Source organism: Pseudomonas sp. NPDC087804, from assembly GCF_044742965.1.
GTDB classification, from domain to species: Bacteria; Pseudomonadota; Gammaproteobacteria; order Pseudomonadales; family Pseudomonadaceae; genus Aquipseudomonas; species Aquipseudomonas rustica.
This window is the reverse complement of sequence record NZ_JBIUVN010000001.1, coordinates 639,726-656,186: the sequence shown is the minus strand read 5'-3', so window position 1 is coordinate 656,186 and position 16,461 is coordinate 639,726. Positions and strand designations below refer to the sequence as shown.

At 51.2% G+C, this 16,461-nt stretch carries 15 protein-coding genes; 6 read left to right on the top strand and 9 right to left on the bottom strand.

All coding sequences use genetic code 11. The features are described 5' to 3' along the window. Positions 1–109: 109 nt before the first annotated feature. The 6 genes from ACIOMO_RS02870 to ACIOMO_RS02845 all read right to left on the bottom strand — a co-directional run bounded on the left by ACIOMO_RS02870 (position 110) and on the right by ACIOMO_RS02845 (position 7,731). The gene (locus ACIOMO_RS02870) at positions 110–1,132 is read right to left on the bottom strand and encodes a hypothetical protein (protein ID WP_401237939.1); all 1,023 of its coding nucleotides are present in this window, start codon (positions 1,130–1,132) and stop codon (positions 110–112) included. An 87-nt stretch (positions 1,133–1,219) separates the two neighbouring features. Beyond that, positions 1,220–2,092, bottom strand: coding sequence for a hypothetical protein (locus tag ACIOMO_RS02865; protein ID WP_401237938.1), 873 nt, complete (start codon positions 2,090–2,092; stop codon positions 1,220–1,222). Beyond that, positions 2,076–2,981, bottom strand: a complete 906-nt coding sequence (locus ACIOMO_RS02860) for a TniB family NTP-binding protein (protein WP_401237936.1) — start codon at positions 2,979–2,981, stop codon at positions 2,076–2,078. Before ACIOMO_RS02860 ends, ACIOMO_RS02865 begins: the two co-directional genes overlap by 17 nt. Before the next feature lie 108 nt (positions 2,982–3,089). Continuing rightward, positions 3,090–4,865: a Mu transposase C-terminal domain-containing protein gene (locus ACIOMO_RS02855; protein ID WP_401237935.1), complete on the bottom strand. Its 1,776-nt coding sequence runs from the start codon at positions 4,863–4,865 to the stop codon at positions 3,090–3,092. 830 nt (positions 4,866–5,695) lie between these two features. Further along, the gene (locus tag ACIOMO_RS02850) at positions 5,696–6,241 is read right to left on the bottom strand and encodes a hypothetical protein (RefSeq protein WP_401237933.1); all 546 of its coding nucleotides are present in this window, start codon (positions 6,239–6,241) and stop codon (positions 5,696–5,698) included. Between the two features lie 836 nt (positions 6,242–7,077). Continuing rightward, positions 7,078–7,731: a DCL family protein gene (locus tag ACIOMO_RS02845; protein ID WP_401237932.1), complete on the bottom strand. Its 654-nt coding sequence runs from the start codon at positions 7,729–7,731 to the stop codon at positions 7,078–7,080. Positions 7,732–8,157: 426 nt separating this feature from the next. On the opposite strand from ACIOMO_RS02845, the gene ACIOMO_RS02840 reads away from it, so the two are divergent. From ACIOMO_RS02840 to umuC, 6 genes are all read left to right on the top strand, one after another. Further along, positions 8,158–8,796: a hypothetical protein gene (locus tag ACIOMO_RS02840; RefSeq protein WP_401237930.1), complete on the top strand. Its 639-nt coding sequence runs from the start codon at positions 8,158–8,160 to the stop codon at positions 8,794–8,796. Between the two features lie 491 nt (positions 8,797–9,287). Next, positions 9,288–9,506, top strand: a complete 219-nt coding sequence (locus tag ACIOMO_RS02835) for a hypothetical protein (RefSeq protein WP_053120216.1) — start codon at positions 9,288–9,290, stop codon at positions 9,504–9,506. 139 nt (positions 9,507–9,645) lie between these two features. After that, entirely contained in the window at positions 9,646–10,458 is an 813-nt protein-coding gene (locus tag ACIOMO_RS02830; protein WP_401237928.1) for a DUF1206 domain-containing protein, read from the top strand. 90 nt (positions 10,459–10,548) lie between these two features. Beyond that, positions 10,549–10,872 (top strand): hypothetical protein, encoded by a 324-nt coding sequence (locus ACIOMO_RS02825; RefSeq protein WP_401237926.1) that lies wholly within the window; start codon positions 10,549–10,551, stop codon positions 10,870–10,872. A 108-nt stretch (positions 10,873–10,980) separates the two neighbouring features. Next, positions 10,981–11,412, top strand: coding sequence for a LexA family protein (locus ACIOMO_RS02820; RefSeq protein ID WP_401237925.1), 432 nt, complete (start codon positions 10,981–10,983; stop codon positions 11,410–11,412). Beyond that, positions 11,399–12,679 (top strand): translesion error-prone DNA polymerase V subunit UmuC, encoded by a 1,281-nt coding sequence (umuC, locus tag ACIOMO_RS02815; protein ID WP_401237923.1) that lies wholly within the window; start codon positions 11,399–11,401, stop codon positions 12,677–12,679. The genes ACIOMO_RS02820 and umuC overlap by 14 nt, the downstream gene beginning before the upstream one ends. A 48-nt stretch (positions 12,680–12,727) precedes the next feature. Here umuC and treS read toward each other — a convergent pair whose 3' ends face one another. The 3 genes from treS to ACIOMO_RS02800 form a co-directional block, all read right to left on the bottom strand. After that, the gene (gene treS, locus ACIOMO_RS02810) at positions 12,728–14,794 is read right to left on the bottom strand and encodes a maltose alpha-D-glucosyltransferase (RefSeq protein WP_401239410.1); all 2,067 of its coding nucleotides are present in this window, start codon (positions 14,792–14,794) and stop codon (positions 12,728–12,730) included. 144 nt (positions 14,795–14,938) lie between these two features. Further along, positions 14,939–16,054 carry a Rieske 2Fe-2S domain-containing protein gene (locus tag ACIOMO_RS02805; protein ID WP_401237921.1) on the bottom strand — a complete coding sequence of 372 codons (1,116 nt, stop codon included), beginning with the start codon at positions 16,052–16,054 and terminating at the stop codon, positions 14,939–14,941. An 87-nt stretch (positions 16,055–16,141) separates the two neighbouring features. Further along, positions 16,142–16,390 (bottom strand): CsbD family protein, encoded by a 249-nt coding sequence (locus ACIOMO_RS02800; protein ID WP_401237920.1) that lies wholly within the window; start codon positions 16,388–16,390, stop codon positions 16,142–16,144. Between the last annotated feature and the right edge of the window lie 71 nt (positions 16,391–16,461).

The window sequence follows — 16,461 nt, the reverse complement described above, 5'->3', positions numbered from 1 at the left end:
GATCTCCAAAGTAATCAAGTCCACATGTAAGACAACAACAAAGTGATGATACGAAAAGGTACCAGGGCGATGCACTAGACATCCCGGCACCCAAGTGAGTGTACTGATCTTACGCATCGTAACGAATCCGAATCAATTTAGGGATCTCCATCGATCTTAAGTTTAGGTATGACGTTTCATAAAGCTTAAGTTCAGAAAAAAGCAAGCTCAGAAATCCTGATGTCTTGTCGAGTATTAACCATATCGCGTCAGTGCTCCAAGGCGAAAAATAACCTTCATGAAGAGTCTTCCGCGCTTGTTCACTGGTAATCCAGCCCAAAATAATAGCGCTAAAATAAAGAGCGTACAGCCGAGCCAAGGAAGTGCTTCGATAGATTTCCTGGTAGAAATCGCCGTGAACCCCCAGGCCCGCATACGGGTCGCTGCCACCCCAATGATGAAATGCGATTTTGGGATAGCCGTGATGGAGCGCAGGACTCATCATGGCCCTCATTAATGTCACCATGAACATCTGAACATTGAAACTCTGTCCAGATTTGGACGCGAGTCTAGTCAGTTTGTGCAAGCGCTGTTGTGCTTTTAGCGCCAGACTATTCCTCATCCTCCAGACGTCACAGATGGCATCGCAGTTTTCCTTAAACTTAGGGTCATCCCAGTAGGACACAAATGCCTGAATTGTGTAATCGTCATGATTTATAAAAAAAATCGAAGAGTCGTGCAGTGGAATATGATGTAAATCACAGAATGGCTTGGTTAGGTAGCACCACTGAACCTTACTGATCGGAGTGCCTACCTGTTCGAAGGACGCCATAAAGCATTGCGAACAAAACGCCCTTCTGAACTGGGTCGGTATGGTCGGTCGACTGAATTCAGGAAATCGCTTACTTAACCAACCCTGAGAGATATTGAATGTTTTTTTGAATAACTCAACATAAACGTTTTCATTCAATAGATCACGATCTTCAAACCGTTCAGCCCAGAGTTCCATTGAGTCGCGATTTTTGATCTCGCCTTCCGGCGAACTGAATCGCACATGGGAGATAATAGGTATTTGAGAGTTCACTCTCCACATCCATGAAGATAGCGTTTCGTCTGCTAGGGGTTCCGGCACTACGGGCTTTGTCGATTTCACTGGTGCTATTCCTTTGCTGGAAGGTAAATATTTGGCGACGCTGTCATTTGCATAGCGTAATTTGGCGAACTCTGTGCTCGAGGTATGTCAGCCGAACGCTTCATATTCAACGGCATGACGAAGGTCTGACAAATGATAAAGCGACCCAGAAGTGGTTGGTTTTTTTGTAAAATCAGACATCTTCTCGTTGAAACTGCTGGACGCCTTCAAAAGTTCTGAGCAATAAATGGTTTCACACGCATAAATAATGCGGTCGATAGGCATATCTTGCTCACGTTTGAAGAGTTGAGACATGCAGGGAAATTGAACGCAAGTATCGAATTGCCCATTGCACCAGTCGGAAAATCTTTGAACAACGTCTTTTACATCGGCTGCCGATATTATTCCAGACACTGGAACAACCATGCTTTTGACGCGCCTTACCCGGCAGTAATCACCGAGCAGCCTCTTGTTCCTCGTAGACATAATAATCTTGAATTCACTTGGACACCGTGCAAGCTGTTGGAGCTGGTCAAAGAGAACCTCATGCGTATCGTTTTGGTTAGAAATGATATCCAAATCGTCGAAAATAATAATTTTTCGCGCGGCCCGACGGAATTGCATCAAGCTGTTCGGTACGTATGTGTGGCTCCGGAAATTGCTATATGGAAAAAGAGCGTGAAGTACTTGGCCAATCATGTTTAGCCGTTTTGAATAAAGACGCGGCGTCACAAAAATAACCTGGCTACGGTATTTCGAAGCGAACTCTTCAAGTATTGAGCTGATTCCTACCCCTGCCGCCCCCCGCAACATCAGAAAAATGGCTTCATCGGAATTGGCTACTCTGTCCAAAGCCTCGATAACCTCTCTGCGTTCAGGCCAGAGATACTGGAAGCCGTGGAGGCCTTCCAGTACTGCGCGGGCGATCTGGCGTTTTTTTAAAAGTGACAGATCATGCTTCATCTTATGCAGACTGCTCATCTTCTTCCGGGGGCATCTCTGCGCCACGAAGTGCATAGTTAAAATTCGCCATGATCTCATCGATGTTATCAAGGTGAAGGTGGTTGATGTGTTCGGTACCATCAATGATGCTGGCCATCGCCGATGCCTGCAGAATTTTCACGACGTTGTCGGTGATACCCTGCCCTTTTTTCATGATTTTCAGGAAGAGCACTTGATCTTGGAAGTTGGTTTTTTTCTTCAGTGGCAAATGGTGGATATAGCTGGACACAAAGTTGCGAAACTCTGGGCCATTTTCCCACCCATTAAGGGCCACCACGGGATATCGACGTTCAAGCTGAGGATCCTGCCGAAGTACACGCGCTGCATCTGGAACCCCGAACGCAAACACTGAGAGGCCGTAGGTGGAGCCAGACAAATTCTTCAGAAGCGAAAGATTGATGCGCTGCTGAAGCTCGGTTAATGTTAGTGCATCATGAATTTCATCAATAACGATAGCGCGAATATTTTCAGTCCTGATGATGTATTGAAGTTCAGGAGTAATGTTATGGCCTTGCCGCGCCCTTCGCCCTACCCCCAAACCAAGTTCGCCCAGGATAAGATCCTTTAGTGAGTAGCCATTAGGGCTTTGGTGCATGGTCACGAAGATCATTTTGTTTTCGTTCGTCGCATTCCGGGCCTTCATTTCACCAATCAAGGCAGTTTTGCCTCCTCCTCCAGGAGATGTAACGAGCATACTGGGTGCGTTGATCTTGTTCCGCATCTTCATTGCCATTTCCATCCTTAGTATGATTTTCTGAGCGTTAGGATGGTGCACCCAGAAATCGTTGGAACAGGTGATAAGACGAACATCGTCTGGCTCATTGAAGTGAATTTGAGATGCAGGGTGTACGTGCGAGTAATCTGTCATGGGAGTTCACAAAAGTGTGAGCGCATGAATGCCTTCAGGCTGATGTCTAAATAAGAGACAACAAAGACAAGCCCATGCGCTCAGGTTAAGTACAATATAGGCGTTTAATTAGTTGCTATCGTAAAAAGTCGGAGGCTGGTTGTAGTCAACATCTTCGGTCTTTTTGAAGAAACCGCCAATATCAAAAATATTCGACTTCTTAGATGACTTACCGGTTTGATTTGCCTTGCCGGTAGTGCTGGGTGTGTTCGGAGCAACACGGCTCAGTGTGCTGTCAACTTCTGATTTTTTGCCGTGTAAACCTGATTGTTTTTTATAGTCAGTTTTTCCTTTTACCGTTTTCCTCCTGCGCTTTTCCTGAGTAGTTAATTTTACTTCCTTATTTTTTTGCTTGGTAATTTCTCCATAAGACTGCGCTCCTTCCTTCGTCATGGTGCCATCTCGATCTCCCTTTTGCTGGCGCTGCCAACGGTATGTCTCATAGTCCGAACTCCTACAGAAACTATTGCGCACACAAGGAATCCTCTCGAAAATCTCGCCAAGTTTTACGTAAATGAAACTCAAATCGTGTGGATCATACTTAACTGTCACCTCGTCGCGAACCCTGTCCTTAAGTAAGCGACCGTAATAAAATCTGCGAAAAATCTCAATACCTCCCGGCACGACTTTCTTATTAGAGACTTCTGGGTAAAACCGGTATTTGAAGTCTTCATACTGGGACGTTTCCAAAACCCGACTGTTCGGTTTTTTAGAAAAGTGACCCTCCCATGCTTGCGCGGGAGTCTTATTTAGCTCCGAGTGTTTCGTCTGATGGTAGGCGTGTAGGGCATAGGCCAGCATACGGCGCAGCCCAGTTAGCCCTATTGCAGACTTCTTGTTACTTTTCAGATGCTTACCCTGCTGAGCATTGGAGCCTGTGGTGCCTGGCAGCGGATGGATCGTGTGGATCATCAACTTTCCAATCAGACTTTCAATATGGCCACCTTGGTGTTTTTCGGGAATATCTCGATGCTCAACGTCAATGCCAAAGTCCTTGGCGTTTAGGACGAATACGTCAGATATGAACTCCTTTGCATTATCAGTGTGGATGACTTCCGCCAATCCGTAGTAGGGAAGCAAGTGTTCTGGGAGTCCTAGGCTTTTCAGAAACTCCGCTTTGGGCAAGGCGCAGTTTTCCATAAGCATTGCAACAGATACAGCGCTTGGCGGAAGTAATGAGACGTAAAAACCAAGTATCACACGTGTATGCAAATCAACCGCTATACTTATGTAAGGACGTCCCAAGACGACAGTTCTGTCTTCCTCATCCACTACCATAAGATCGACAACAGTGTGGTCGATCTGAACCCACTCCAACGGTCTCTTAGTAGCTTTATAACCGGGCTTTGCCCCATACCTTTGCTTGTTTTGGTCTCCTGTGTGAGTCATCTCGTAAAGAAGCGACTCTGTTTTGGCCTTGATCCAAGTCGAGACGGTATGGTAACTCGGCCTAAGCGTCCGCCGATTATCGGCTTGGGTTTGACAATGTCTCCATACCGCAGCGATGGTCTTGTGGCTAGGGTAATGTTCCTCGAACATCTCCTCTATTAACTTCAGTGTCTCAGGATCTGTCACTGTCAGGCCTGGCTTTCTCCCTGTCACATTCGATACCAGTGCCCTGTAACTTTTAGCTCCCGTCATGTATTTAAGTAGCTTGTAAAAGCGAGACTTCTTGATGCAAAGAATCTCCATAGCTACATCAGCACTAATTGTTCCTGTCAAATAGTCCTTGAGAATTTCGTATCGCCTAACTGCCTCCTCATGCCGTCTTATTTCGGCGATAGTACTGGTTGAATCTAGCTTCAGATTATAAGTTCCCAAAATATGTCCAGGAAGATCTTTCAATTACCATTCCTCTAATATGTGGTCAGATCTATGGTTTCTATTTTTTTACGAGATATTCGCCAAACCTTAGATCGACCACTTTCGATTTTTTAAAGAGCGGGTTGTAACCGTCCAACTATTGGATGGCGAGCAGTAAACCCAAATCCATTTTGAAGGTCAAGAGCGCCTCTTGGCACTGTCAATACATGTAAACTAAATTTTTTCCCAAGCTTCACTTGGCACACTAAATCGCTGGAAGTCCCAAGTACCGGGCGCTCTAGAATTTTCGAATATTTTTTATTCCTAAAAAACACCCATAACTTTATGGTTATATTGGCAGCCGATTAGGACTTCCAGTTAGTCATTTGAACTCAATGATGTTATTTAACGTCAAGACCTATCGAAAATTCAGATGCAAAAAACTTTGAAATGCTAAAAAAAGCTTACTGCTAAATATTTATAGATATATTGCCACTTTCCCCTTGTTTCTTTTGGAGAACGGGTACGGATAATATATGAGTATTGACAAAAATCTTGGCAACCAAGTGCTCTGAGTGGCGCATGCGGAGACACAGGAGAGGTGGAGGCAGGGGTTAGCTAGATTTTTTTGCAGGACGCTTAGAGTGGTTTGAATTAATGAGTGGCAACTCACGAATTGGGCCTAAATAAACAAGCGGAAAATCATGATTTATTTTGTTTCTTGAATGGAAAAACCGTGATGGATTCCACTCATTTCTTTAAGAGGAGGGTTTGGAGTAGGAATTGCTGCGTTTTAAGGGTTTTCCACTCAAATCACGATTGGCGCAGCTAAATCACCGGAAACGGCCTCTTTAACCTCTTAACCTATTGATTCAGCAAGATATACGTTTGCCACGATCCAGACGGCTCATCACTTTTTTAACGATATACTTTTGCTTGGTCTGGTCACTGGAGTGTGTCATGGCGTGAAGCAACCGCTCGCCTTTGGAATTAATCCAACGTTTGACCGTGTGATAGCTGGGTCGCAGCATCCTTCTGTTGTCTGCTTGTGCCTGGCACGCTTTCCAAACGACTGAGATCTTCTTCGAATCCGGATAGTGCTCAAGAAACATCTCTTCGATGAGCTTTAGCACCTCTGAATTCGTCACCATCAATCCGTCTTTGCGTCCTGGACTGCCGGTTACGACTGTCCGGTAGCTGGTAGCACCCTCCATGCGTTTAATCAGCTGGTAAAACACTGTTTTCTGTAAACCAAGTAAGCTCATCGCTTTCTTGGCGGTCAGATGACCATCTTTGTAGTCCTTTAAAATGGTGTACCGTGATGCGGCCAACTTGTGTCGCTCTACTTCGCTGGCGGTACTTCTTGAGCTCAATGTAGCCTTGGCTCGCGAAATGTGTTCCTCGGTCACTTTTTTCATTGGTGATTGTCCATAGAGAATGAAGTCCTTCTGACGCAGCATGTTTATTACGCACATCGGCGCTGCGATGATGGTCTTCGATCTATTGCATTAGTTTTTAAAGAGCGGTAGTTACACGCTTCGATTGCGTCGAAGCGAAATTAGTTAATCTCATCTGAACAAAGTCCGCAATAGGCCGGCCAAGAGCACAAAAAAACCGGGGAAACAAATAGAGAATTAAATTTTTACTTGGCTATTTTTTAAATTGAAACCCTTGTAGATCGGGGCTCCTAGAATTTCGAATGCATTTTATTTTCAGCGTTATTCGCATATCAATTTTTGACTTAATCGTTTGCAATTATAACTTCCGATTTGTTCAGTCGAATCATTACGTGCAGACTTGGCTGGAAACAATCGATATTTTCGACCAATAAACTTGAGATTTTATTTTCGAATCAGGTTTGTCGAGCAAAAGAGGCGAATAATAAATATATTGATGCTTGCGATGATGTAGGGATGTCGAATTAAAGTTATATTGACACGTATCAGGCGTTATTCGTCCTCGTCTCGGGCATCCTGTCTGGCTTGCCACCGAACTAAGATCATTTGCCTGTGAGAGTGTGATTGGAGGTCAAAGAGCAGGCGACAGCGTTGCTGCCGAAAAAACGATCCCTTTAGGGCTAGACCTGGACGTGCCTACACTGAAACAGATAAGCACGTTGATGCTCCGCGCTGACGTCCGATACGTTTCCGGCATCCGCCTCTCAATGCCTCGTAGGACAGTTACTGCGGTTACCACGGTCGAGCTGGATCGTCAGTTTCAAGCCCGACGTAATAGAAAGGAAATGGGATTTGGATCAAATTGCACTGAATTTCAGTCGCCCGCCCTTGGCCGCATTCGCACTCTTCAGAGACGGCTGCAACACCGCATGCTCGCGGTGATAACGCTCAAATGCCAGTGCGACGTCTTCATCCACCAACTGCAGAAATTCTCCGCTACCGGTGGTTTCCAACGCAGACAGATCAACTCCGTGCGTCTTACAGAAGTCTCTCAGTAAGCGCCAGAAAGGACGAGCATGATCGATATGTAAGTCTCGGCGGTGCTCAACAGGCAGGCCACTGAGCGCACACACGACAGGCAGTGTAATGGACTCTCTGTATTGCTTTAGTTGAGGCTGAACGACGAATCGTAAGGCTTCACGGACCTTCCCGTCCGCAGACTGTACGACACCCGAAATGCATCGCTTGTAAGAAAACGGCTCCTCGCTACCATCCGTTCGAACGATATGAATGCCCTGACCTGAGCCACGGACATTGCGGACAATTTTAAAATGGTCGATACCAAGACCCATTTTTCGCTCCGCATCTGGATGCATCGCAATGAGCAAGCGAAGCTTGTAATCCAGCACCTCATGGCTGACGCGTCCTTGGGGGGCGTCCTGTAGAAACGCCTTGAGCTTGTCCAGCAAATCCTGCTTTGTTTTGTACCCAAAATGACCGAGCCAGAACATCCTTTTCTCCTTTGCTATCCGTCGAGAGCTCTTACATTAAGCTGACTCTAATCAAACTCAGGTGGATGGTTCGGCTCGCCACCTGCCCCACTTTTGATGAATTTCTACATCCGTTTTTTGGCAATACGCGCCTGGTAGACCCCGGACGAAAAATCAAACACGTGATAAATTGATAGCAATGTGTCATCGCCAAACCGAGGCCGTCAAGGTTGACGTGGGCACGGATCAGGGCGCATTTGAAAGGCTTGCTACGTTAAATCGCAGAGCGAATTGATGAAAATTGCCTACCAATGAAATTGGATAGATCGCCATGTGCCTGCTCCCTAGCAGGCCAACGATGAGGCAGGCTTCACAACTTAGGTAAGCGCCTTTACAGGGTCAATCACGCCAAATGCCATCCAACATCCCAGGAGTTCTTTAAAACATATGAAGACTTCCAAGCGCGTCTTTCCACCCGGGCGAGAAGACTTCGCGAAAGATCCACTGGGTTACAGCTCATTGGCGCATATCAAATGGGCTGTCGCATGTGAGCGTGCCGGTTACTCGTTAGATCCAGCAGCGCCAGCTACCAGCGAACACCTCAAGAATCCAATCCTCTGGTTGTCGCAGGCCAACGCGATGTCGCAAGCAGCGTATGCGGTGCTCATGACCGAGCAGGGATTTGAGTCGATGCCATTTTCGATACGCGCATCTTCAGAAAGCCAATATTGCGCGATCGCTCTCATGTTGGTCGGGTACAGCCTGGAGATCTGCCTCAAAGGGATGATCATCATGAGAGAAGGTATTGAGGGTTATACGGTGATCGAGAAAAAAACTCGTCACCACCGACTCCATGACCTGGCGGCATTTGTGCCTGATCTGTCGAAAAAAGATAACGCCATATTGATTGGACTTACCCACTTCGTAACATGGGCAGGTCGGTACCCTGACCCAGGCTCTGGAAGGGAAGCTGACACTGAAAAAGTTTTCGATCTAGCAGAAAAGTACAAAATCACTGCGGGAGACGTTTTTAGTTTGTCAGCGCGAATCATGCGGCATGCCGCAACGATCACTGACCAGCTTTAAGCATGACAAAACTGTTTGAGGTATCCATCGGTTGCATGGAAGCTCAAACTTTTCATAGGAAACAGTGACGGGCGAATGGTCAAAAAACTCGGCGAAAACGGTGAAGACGTCGTTGCCGCTTTCATGAACATGATCGGCTGGAAAGCGCCTCTGCAGTAATGAATATATTGGTCTTTAGCGTGACTGATAACCCCCTGAATTAATCACCGGACATTCCCAAAAACAGAAAAATTAATGGGCGGACATTCCCGTAACATTTGCTTTTTTCAGCGGAAATTCCCGAAAAAAGTCCGGTGATAGATCATAACAAGTCGCTTTAATCAATAAAATCAGAAACTTGGGAATTTCCGGTTATTTCGCGATTGGAGCAATCGTTTCAGATGATCACGCTCTTTCAACGGGCCTTGTTGTTCAAAGTCATGGCGGCTGGTGATAGCATGCGCCCCCCCCCGGATTGGGGGCTTTATCACTTCCCGTAAGGAACACGTCCTGTGAAAGACTTCGTCATCAGCGTCAACAACCTCGTCCTCTACGTTTCTCTGGCCGTTATCTGGCTGGTCGCTATCGTGTCTCTGTTCACCGCCGGTTTCTTGCCAGCGCTGGGGATTTTCGTGGCCGGCACGTTGGTTTGGTGCATCGTTTCCGGTTTCTGGTTCGTCCAGTCGGCGACTTACGAAGAGCTGCGCAAGCTCAACGCTAATAAAGTCTGAAGTGTCTGTGCGGAGCCTTAGTGCTCCGCCTCTCTGGGCAACTAGCGCCTCTAAACCTGGATTCCCCACCCAGTAAATCGCAGTAGAACCCCTCCGAACCGCAACGGTCTGTTCCTTATTACTCTAAGGAATTGATCCGATGTCCGCGCACCGCAGTCTTGTGATACTCGCTCGAGGTGGATACGCCGCTCGAGGCGTGCTCTATTTGATCATCGGTATCTTCGCGTTACTCGCCGCCCATGACTCAACCAAACCCAAAGACAGTCACAAAAGTCTCGAAGCTTTGTTGGCCCAGCCATTCGGCTATTTTTTAGTAGGACTTGTAGTGGCAGGTCTGCTCGCGTTCGCAGCATGGCGTGTACTGCAAGCCACGCGTGATGTTGATCATCACGGCACACAACTCAAAGGTTTGGTAATTCGCGCGGGTCTTTTGGCGGGCGGTCTGGTCAATGGCGCGCTCGCGCTATTTGCCTTGAGCCTGCTTGTGAGCGGGATCAAAAGTTCGGGCAGTTCCGGAGGGCAAACCAAAGACTGGCTGGCGCATCTGTTGTCGTGGGAATACTCGAATTTATTGGTTTACCTGATCGCGCTTATTCCGTTGGGTGTTGGTATTGCTCACATCATCAAGGGCTGGAAAGCCTCGTTTGAAAAGTATTTCGAGGCCGACGAAGACGTCATGCGCTATGTCCGCCCGGTGTCTCGATTTGGTCTGATCGCCCGTGGCGTGGTGTTTATAGAGATCGCATTGCTGCTGGCCGTCAGCGGTTCCGCTTATCAGGCGATGGATCCTCCCGGAATGAAAGAGGCCTTGGACGCGCTGCAAAATCTGCCCGCAGGATGGCTGATATTGATGGTGATGGCCTTGGGGCTGATTGCCTTCTCGGTCTACAGTTTATCTGAAGCGTGCTGGCGCAAGATCAACATGGATGTGCCGGGCGTTTCCAGTCAGTAGATCCTCAGGAATTAACTACGAACCGCCCTCCTGTTCCCGATACTTCGTCAATCGTCCATGGAACACTCCGTGGACGATCGGAGATGAGCAATGCATCCAGTGACGCCTGACGGTCGCTACTTTGTTGTCAAAGGGCAGCTATGGCGATGCACCAATCCCTCGTTGCAAGAAGATCTGCGACAGCAACTTGTAAACGAACTCATGGCCGCCCGACGGGACGTAAAAGTTGCAAAAGTCGCCAGTGATCCGCAGCAATTGAAAGCAGTAAGAGCACGCGTTCATGCTGCAAAAATTGCACTCGGAGAACGAGGCCCGGTGTGGTGGGACGATGGCAGTCCTGACCTAAACAGGCATCAAGTTTCCAATACGCCTTACGCGCAATGGTATGAAACGCTCTGCAAAGGAACTGATTAGCCCCCGCCAATACGGTCACCCGTCGAATTGCCGAGCCCTGAGATTGACCAAAAGCCAAGCTAATCGTTAACTGTATGCATGTACAGTTAATCTGATAAGGCTTGCATCATGAGCATCACCCTCCTCGGCCCACTTGCGACCGGTGGCCAGAAGCTGCCTCTCTACTCATCACGGGTGCCAGCGGGCTTCCCCTCCCCGGCGGCTGATCACATCGAAAAGCACATTTCCCTCGATGAGCTGTTCGATATCCGCGCGCCGCACGTGTACCTGGTGAGAATTGACGGCGACAGCATGCAGGGCGCCGGCATCTATTCAGGGGATCTGGTGGTCGTTGATCGAAGCATCGATGCTGCAAGTGGCGATATCGTCATCGCTGCGCTGAACTCCGAACCCTTCTGCAAGCGTCTGCTGCTGCGCGAGAACGCCGTGATGCTTTTATCGGAGAACCCGAAATACCCGGCAAGACATGTCATGGAGGGCGACGAGCTGGTGATCTGGGGTGTGGTGAAATACAGCGTGCGCGATCATGACAACACCTGAACCGGTCTTCGCCCTGATTGACTGCAATTCGTTTTATGCGAGTTGCGAGCGAGTTTTCCGGCCCGACCTGGCGAAGACGCCCATCGTGGTGCTGTCCAACAACGACGGCTGTGTGATTGCGCGCAGCTACGACGCCAAACCGTTTGTGAAAATGGGCCAGCCGTACTTCCAGATCAAAGACCATTTGCGCCGTAACGGCATCGTCGCCTTCAGCAGTAATTACGCGTTATATGGCGACATGAGCGAGCGCGTCATGACCATCATCGAATCGCTGGTGCCTGCGCTTGAGGTCTACAGCATCGACGAGGCGTTTGCCGATCTGACGGGCATTGCCGGTGACTTGTCCGCGTTTGGTCGGCAGATGCGCTCTGCACTGCTCAAACGCACGGGCATCCCTGTCGGAGTGGGCATTGCCCGCACCAAAACCTTGGCCAAGCTCGCCAACCATACTGCGAAAAGGCTGCTGGACATCACCGGCGGCGTGGTCGATCTCTGCGATCCGTTCAAACGTGACTGGACGCTGCGCAACACCGATGTCGGCGAGGTCTGGGGCATTGGCAGGCGCATGAAAGCTCACCTGGAAGTCATGGGAATCAGCACTGCCATGGACTTGGCGAAAGCCGACCCGTGGATGCTTCGGCAGAAATTCAGCGTGGTGATCGAAAAGACTGCGCGCGAGCTCGCCGGCACGTCATGCCTCGAACTGGGAGAAGCTGACCCGTCGAAGCAGGAAATCTGCTGCAGCCGAATGTTCGGCACGCGACTCACGCAGATCGAGCCGATCAAGGAAGCCGTCGCGACCTACACCCAGCGTGCGGCCGAAAAACTCCGCGCGCAAAACTCGCTGTGCAAGAAGATCCGCGTGAGCATTCGCACCGGCATGTTCAATCCGGAAGAAGCGAAATATGCCAATGGTGCACTGGTGGAATTGCCCTACCCAACCAACGATGTGCGCCTGATGACGAAAGCAGCCACGGAAGCGGTCAATCGGCTGTTTCGCCCGGGCTTCAGATACAGCAAGGCCGAAGTGCTGCTGATGGATTTGCGGCAGCCGGGTGAATTCACGGATGACCTGTTCGCCCATTCGCAACCGGCGATGGCTGACAAGGTCATGAGCGTTCTGGATGAGATCAATGGCCGCTGGGGCAAGGGAGTCCTTCGAGTGGCCAGTGTGCCCGCCGCGCCTGACTGGGGGATGCGTCGAGACCTGATGAGCCAAAGCTACACGACCAAGGTCAATCAGCTGTGGACGGTCAAGGCCCGATAGCCGGCGGGTGTTGCCGAACGTCCGACAACACCCGCTAGCGGCAAAGCCCTAGATCATCGGCGAACTACTAACGACCCGCAGCGCCAGGCCTTCATAGGCATCGAGAACAATGGTGAATTCACCCTCGGGCGTAAGGTCACCTTCGACCCGCTCGTTGATGATGTCGACCACCGGCCCCGGGGCAATGTTGGGCAAGTGCAGGGTTTCAGTAATCGGTGTTGCGCCAAAATTCAGGGCGGTGATCTGCGTGCCTTTGCCCGCAGGCAGTTCGTGAACCATGATCAGCAACCCCGGGTGTTCAACGTCCGGAACCAGAATCTGTCGGCTGGCGGCAATATCGTAGGCTCGGCGCGCCGAGAGAATTCGCTGCAGTTGCGAGGCAAACGAATCCGGATCCTGCATTTGCGCAGGCAGGCTGCCGTACAAGGATTTCGAACGGGGCATGAGGCCCGCTGACAGCGACGCCTCCGGGTTCAGATCCACCAGATCGTAGGCACCACGATGAATCCAGCGGGTATCGCCATCGCCCATCAGATGCTCGACCTGCTCTGCCGGCAAAGGCAGTGCACCGACAAGATCCCATCCCGATAGCGCGAACACCCCGGGTTGCATCGCGTTGTACATCACCAGCAGCAAATGGATCTGTTTGATCTGCTGAATATCCGCAGGGGTGATGGCATCGAGGTCGCGAATGCCGAGGGCGGCGGTGATGATACTGGCGGTGGTGCAGGACACGCCGTTGGTCACGAACTTGAGATTGTAGGGTGCGTGTTCACCGGTCAGGCGCTCGTACATCTGCTCGCGGATGTGTTCGCGCAAGATGTTGCCGGGGAATGTCTGGCCCTGGAACAGATAAGTGTCGTGGGCGTGCAACGTCCAGAAATGCACCAGTTCCAGCGTCAGTTCGTCATGGTTCTGCAAGGCATGGATCAGCGAGCCCGGGTCGATGCCGAGCGTGTGCATCTGGCGCAGCATCAGGCGCAGGAATTCGGTATCGCCCATCAGCAACGCGTGCTGGTAGGCCGGCCGGGTGATGAAATCGTAGGAGAGATCGGCGCCGCCGTGGGACATGGCAGCGATGTCGTCAACCGTCAGGTTCAGCTCCTGAAAACTGAAGCCGCCGGCCTTGCGAATCGCCCCGCCCAGCAATTGGTTGCCGGTGATCGACAGCGGATGGCTTTCCGACCACGCAGTGCCGTCGAGCTTGCGCTCCACACCGAGAAAACCGTTGGCATCGAGACGGAGGATTTTCGCGCCCATGACGTCGATGGCGTGCAACGCATCGCCGATGATCATCTGCTGCGCGGCAAAGGTCGGATCCAGCCAGTTCAACGATGGCTGGCCTTCCTTGAAATAATGCAAATACACCCAGCGGCGCGGCTTGCCATCGACACCCATGACGATCGACGTCGCGCTCCAGTCGGTTTCCTTGACCCCCGGCTCGAAGAAGATCACCCGTTGCAACTGGCCGACGATGTAATGCTTGTCGCGCAGCGCATCAACCTGCTGCGGGCTGAGGTTTTGCGCGTCACGCCCCTCTGCGACATCAGGCAGCAGCGGCCAGTCCTCCTCGCGGATTTCGACCATGTGATAGAGGCCCGGATAATCTTCATAGGCCATCTCGGCCAGTCGAAAATCCGCGCCCTTGCCGGTGTGTGACGGGATCACATCATCGATGACTACGGCGTTGTGCGCAGCGGCCATGCGGGTCAGCGCCTGCAGCTGCGCCTCGGTGCCGAGTTGCGGGTCGATGTCGAAACTGATGCGGTCGAAATTGCCGTCGATGGTCGGCGTGTGTTCAGTGCCCCGCAAGCCCCCGGATTTTTTCAGCGGCCCGTTATGGATGCCCTGAATGCCGATTTTCGAGAGCAGGTGCCACAAACCTTCATCGCCCAAGGCCTCCAGCACGGTGCCGTTTTCACGGGTAACAATGGAAGCGGGATACGCGGTAAACCAGACCGAGGCCAAAGCCGAAGCGTCCCGAGGCCGGGTATGGGCGTAGGGCTGCTGCCACAAGCGGCCCTGTCCCGAATAGAGTTTGGCCCGCTGCCTTGCGGCATGCAGCATGGATTGTTCGACCAACCACGCCACTTGGTTCTGTTCAACCGTCGTCATGAAAACCATTGCCTCTCGTTGGAGTGAGCCTGCGATCGGTCCTTGCATCCAGCACAGCGACACCGCCCGATTCATTTATGTATGAGGCCCGGAGGTGGATTTCGTTGCATTGGTCTTGGCGAAGGCGTCTCGATCCAGACTGGACTATTCGTGTTTGTCGGCAACGTCCACCAGCGGGATCGGTTCAATTGCCCAGGCACGGATCTGACGACGCTCGGGACTCGGCACCGCACAAGCCTTACGCCCGGTGAACGTTCGCGCAAGGCGTTCTTCATCGATGCGCCAGCCACGCTGTTCCAGTGCCTGAACGTCTTTGCGGAAGGCGATTTGCAGCGCGTCGGATTTCAACGAGACCTCTTGCTGAAAGGAGTCCGGCACGCGCTCGGGCCGTACGTTTTTCAGCACCGCATGATCCTGTTCAAAGATACGAATATTGCTGGCAATGAACCGACGATCCAGCAGTCGCGAGCGCAGGAATGTTCTGCCCATCATCCACCAGGTTCGCGTGCGGTTGGCATCAATCGGCACGTGCGCCGAGACGATGTAGATCCGCCAGCCATTGGGTAATTCGAGCTCCAGCGTTGTGCACGGCCCGGACAAATGAAAACCCGGAACGGTGACCACACTGACAAACTCGGTGGAAGATTTGCGTCTCAACAGCCCTTTGCGCGCGGGCCTGCGCATGAGCATTTGTGCGCTGCCGCTCCACGCATCGCTTTCCACATCGAACGCTTCAATCTCGGGATGATCCGGATCGCCGAAGGTCGAGCCATGCACAAAGGGAGCGTGGGCGAAGTCGAGTCCGTTTTCGATAATCCGATCCCAACTGGCCTGCCAATCGAAATGACCACTGACCACCCGAATGGCCGGATCGTCGATCCAGTTGAGCGTTGGTAGAGGCGGACGTTCCGCTTCTGGAAGATCACCTAAAAACGCCCAGATCCAGCCATAGCGTTCCAGCGTTGGATAGGCGTCGACGCGAGCCTTCGCCGGAATCCGCTGGTCTGGCTGCGCGGGTATGTGCGTGCAGACGCCATCCGCACCAAACCGCCAGCCGTGATACGGACACTGCACGCTGTTGCCAACCTTGCTGCCGGCCGACAGCGAACCGCCGCGATGCACGCACACATCTGAAAGCAGATGCGCGACGCCCGCCTCATCACGGAACGCCACAAACGGTTGCCCGAGCAATTGCACCGGCATCAATCCTTCAGTCAATTGCGACGAGGGGAGAACGACATACCAGAGGTTCGTGAGCATGGGGCGCGGGTGATTCCGTCAATTCGGTTAGCTGAGATCATAAAACGAAAGCGGCTCCGAAGAGCCGCTATGTCTGCCTTTCGTGATTCAACGACGCAGAAAGCGGTTGACCAACAGCAGCACTGCCGCACCGATGACCAGTGCAGCCACTGGTTTTTCTTTAACAAACGTCGAGACGTTGTCCAACGTGTCGCCGTAGGTTTTGGTCAGTTGGCCCGAGGCCTGACGTGCAGCGCCTTCAGCGTCCAGCCGTGAATCACCGATCAATTTCCCGACTGCGCTCTGCGCCTTGCCTGCGAGTTTTTCTGCAACGCCTTCAACTTGTTCACTTTTCATAATTCATCAAACCTTCGTCTGTAAGTGGAGAGTTCAGAATCGACCTGAGCGTGTGCCGAGAGGCTATCTGC

What these genes read in the sequence shown, in the direction of transcription:
- ACIOMO_RS02865 (WP_401237938.1), bottom strand. Translation starts at nt 2,092, where the DNA reads ATGAGCAGTCTGCATAAGATGAAGCATGATCTGTCACTTTTAAAAAAA.
- ACIOMO_RS02860 (WP_401237936.1), bottom strand. Translation starts at nt 2,981, where the DNA reads ATGACAGATTACTCGCACGTACACCCTGCATCTCAAATTCACTTCAAT.
- ACIOMO_RS02850 (WP_401237933.1), bottom strand. Translation starts at nt 6,241, where the DNA reads ATGAAAAAAGTGACCGAGGAACACATTTCGCGAGCCAAGGCTACATTG.
- ACIOMO_RS02845 (WP_401237932.1), bottom strand. Translation starts at nt 7,731, where the DNA reads ATGTTCTGGCTCGGTCATTTTGGGTACAAAACAAAGCAGGATTTGCTG.
- ACIOMO_RS02840 (WP_401237930.1), top strand. Translation starts at nt 8,158, where the DNA reads ATGAAGACTTCCAAGCGCGTCTTTCCACCCGGGCGAGAAGACTTCGCG.
- ACIOMO_RS02830 (WP_401237928.1), top strand. Translation starts at nt 9,646, where the DNA reads ATGTCCGCGCACCGCAGTCTTGTGATACTCGCTCGAGGTGGATACGCC.
- ACIOMO_RS02825 (WP_401237926.1), top strand. Translation starts at nt 10,549, where the DNA reads ATGCATCCAGTGACGCCTGACGGTCGCTACTTTGTTGTCAAAGGGCAG.
- ACIOMO_RS02820 (WP_401237925.1), top strand. Translation starts at nt 10,981, where the DNA reads ATGAGCATCACCCTCCTCGGCCCACTTGCGACCGGTGGCCAGAAGCTG.
- umuC (WP_401237923.1), top strand. Translation starts at nt 11,399, where the DNA reads ATGACAACACCTGAACCGGTCTTCGCCCTGATTGACTGCAATTCGTTT.
- treS (WP_401239410.1), bottom strand. Translation starts at nt 14,794, where the DNA reads ATGACGACGGTTGAACAGAACCAAGTGGCGTGGTTGGTCGAACAATCC.
- ACIOMO_RS02805 (WP_401237921.1), bottom strand. Translation starts at nt 16,054, where the DNA reads ATGCTCACGAACCTCTGGTATGTCGTTCTCCCCTCGTCGCAATTGACT.
- ACIOMO_RS02800 (WP_401237920.1), bottom strand. Translation starts at nt 16,390, where the DNA reads ATGAAAAGTGAACAAGTTGAAGGCGTTGCAGAAAAACTCGCAGGCAAG.